Genomic DNA, 2148 nt, shown 5'->3' on the forward strand with positions numbered 1-2148 from the left:
TCGACATATGAAGCACCGCCGCCACGACACCGCCCTCTGGTTGCTGCCGCACGCGCCAGTACGGGTCCGAGCAGGCCGGACAGACCCAAGCAAGACAGAGCTGGCCCGGCCAGAGCCAAACGAGGCAGACAACCCACGGGGCAAGACTGCGAAGATGCACAGCCGCAGACCAAACAGCGTTTCCACACGCTCGGGGCCAAGCGGCAGCAGGCCCCTGCGCACCCTCGGCCCAATAGAGCAGTTAACGAATGAAATGAGTTAACTGCTCTGCAAGGATTTTCTTGAAAATCCTTGCCACGAAATGCGAAAAGGCAGGCTTTTGCCTGCCGTAATCGAGCATTTCAAGTGTTAAATGCTCTAGACGTCAGAGCAATGTTGATCAGACATTGCTCTTTTTTTGTTCGTGTTTTCTGGCCACACTCCGCTTTTTTCATCCGCTGCGCCGGGTATTTTTACCGCGCCTCATAAATATGCCAAGCAATATGCGATATCCTGTTTGCATGCCTCTAACATTTGTCTAGAAAAAAATTGCTGATAACGATTTGAATTACATATCTTTGTCAGTTTGACACCGAAGTTTTTATTACGGTATATTGCCCCATCAAGAAAAGGCATCCCCCAACGAGACGGACTGGTCAGGAGCGCAAGGCGCTTTCGCCGTCACTGGAGAGTCTCCGGGGTCAGGGCCACGGGCGTGGTCCGCCCGGCATCCGCCGGACAGCCTCGAACTGTAACCAAGGAATGATCATGAAGTATTCACGCTGGCCTTCCATGCTGGCGGTTGCGGTCGCATGTATGCTATTGGCCGCCCCCATGAAAGCCGACGCGGCTTCTGCAAGCGCTCCTTCCGCCGAACTCTCTTCAAACGCACCCGCCGCCTCCAAAGCTGCAAAAAAATCAGCTGAAGCGCGCCAGACCAAGTCTGAAAAAAACAAAAAAGCTGCTTCAGGCAGTCAATCAGGCAAAACAGCCAAGTCCAGCAAGGCGTCCAAGAACGCCAAAAGCGGCAAGGCGGCAAAATCTTCCAAAAGCAAGGCCGTTTCCGAGCAAAGCGTTGACAGCCGCGATATATGGCTCAAACGCGCCCAACAGAGCGAAGTGTTCACCGGTAAAGCATCGTGGTACGGCCGTGACTTTCACGGCGGCGCCACTGCCAGCGGTCTGAACTACGACATGTATACCTTCACCGCCGCCCATCGCACTCTGCCTATGGGAACCGTCGTCCGCGTGACCGACCAGGAAAACGGCAAGAGCGTCATGGTTTGCGTGACTGACCGAGGCCCCTTTGTGCGCGGCCGCATCATTGACCTTTCTTTTGCCGCTGCCCAGCAGTTGGACCTTGGCAAGCGCGGCGTAGGCAAGGTGGAACTTGAGGTGGTCAGCGACGAAAGCGGCACCCCCCTTCAGGCCGACCAGGCATATTACGTGCGCTACAATGCCGCTATGGGCGACGAGCGCATCGGCCCCTTCCGCGCTTTTGCGGACGCGGCCGCCATGCACGAGGCACTGCGTCAGGCGCATCCCGAAGCGGAAGTTGTACTGGACCATTCCCGCTAGAGCAGTTTACGAATGAAATGAGTTGACTGCTCTGCAAGGATTTTCAGGAAAATCCTTGCCACGAAATGCAGGCAAGCTTTTGCCTGCCGTAAGTGAGCATTTCAAGTGTTAAAGCTCTAGCTGCCCGCTCCAGTAACGTGACACACGCAAGGCCGATTTTTCGGCACTCTTTTCAGTCGCTCGGCGCGCCTGCATAAAAGCATGCGCCTGCGGCACAGATCAGCACGGCCTTGTCATGGCCGCAATACTTCAGGCCACGGCCCGCGCCACACGGGTTCGCCCAGGTCGCAAGCAATCAGCCCCCGATCCCTGCCGACAAGCACAGGACCGGGGGCTGCTTCACACCCGGCTCGGGCCAGGGCAGTTTGGCGCTGATAGCGTTGATAGATGGATACTCCTGCCATGCCAAGACACGCACAAATCCTTTACCGCCAACACCGGAGCGGCCACTTCGGACAATGGGCTGCGCCCAGTCATTTCCCCCGGCCCGGAGCAGGCTCAACCTGCATCAGCGAATAGCCGTTTTCAGCGGGCATGGCGCGGTAAAAAGCCACGGGGCTATAGCTGGCCCCCATGCGCTCGCGCAGGTCA

Annotated in this window: 1 protein-coding gene; it reads left to right on the forward strand. The window is 57.0% G+C overall.

The genetic code is table 11. The features are described from left to right. The first annotated feature begins 747 nt into the window (after positions 1 to 747). A complete protein-coding gene (locus tag V6C16_RS11735) occupies positions 748 to 1557 on the forward strand; it encodes a septal ring lytic transglycosylase RlpA family protein (RefSeq protein ID WP_333543288.1) in 810 nt (269 codons plus the stop codon). The last annotated feature ends 591 nt before the right edge of the window (positions 1558 to 2148 follow it).

The sequence above is a fragment of the Desulfovibrio sp. 1188_IL3213 genome (genome assembly GCF_036763145.1).
In the GTDB taxonomy this organism is placed as follows: domain Bacteria; phylum Desulfobacterota; class Desulfovibrionia; order Desulfovibrionales; family Desulfovibrionaceae; genus Desulfovibrio.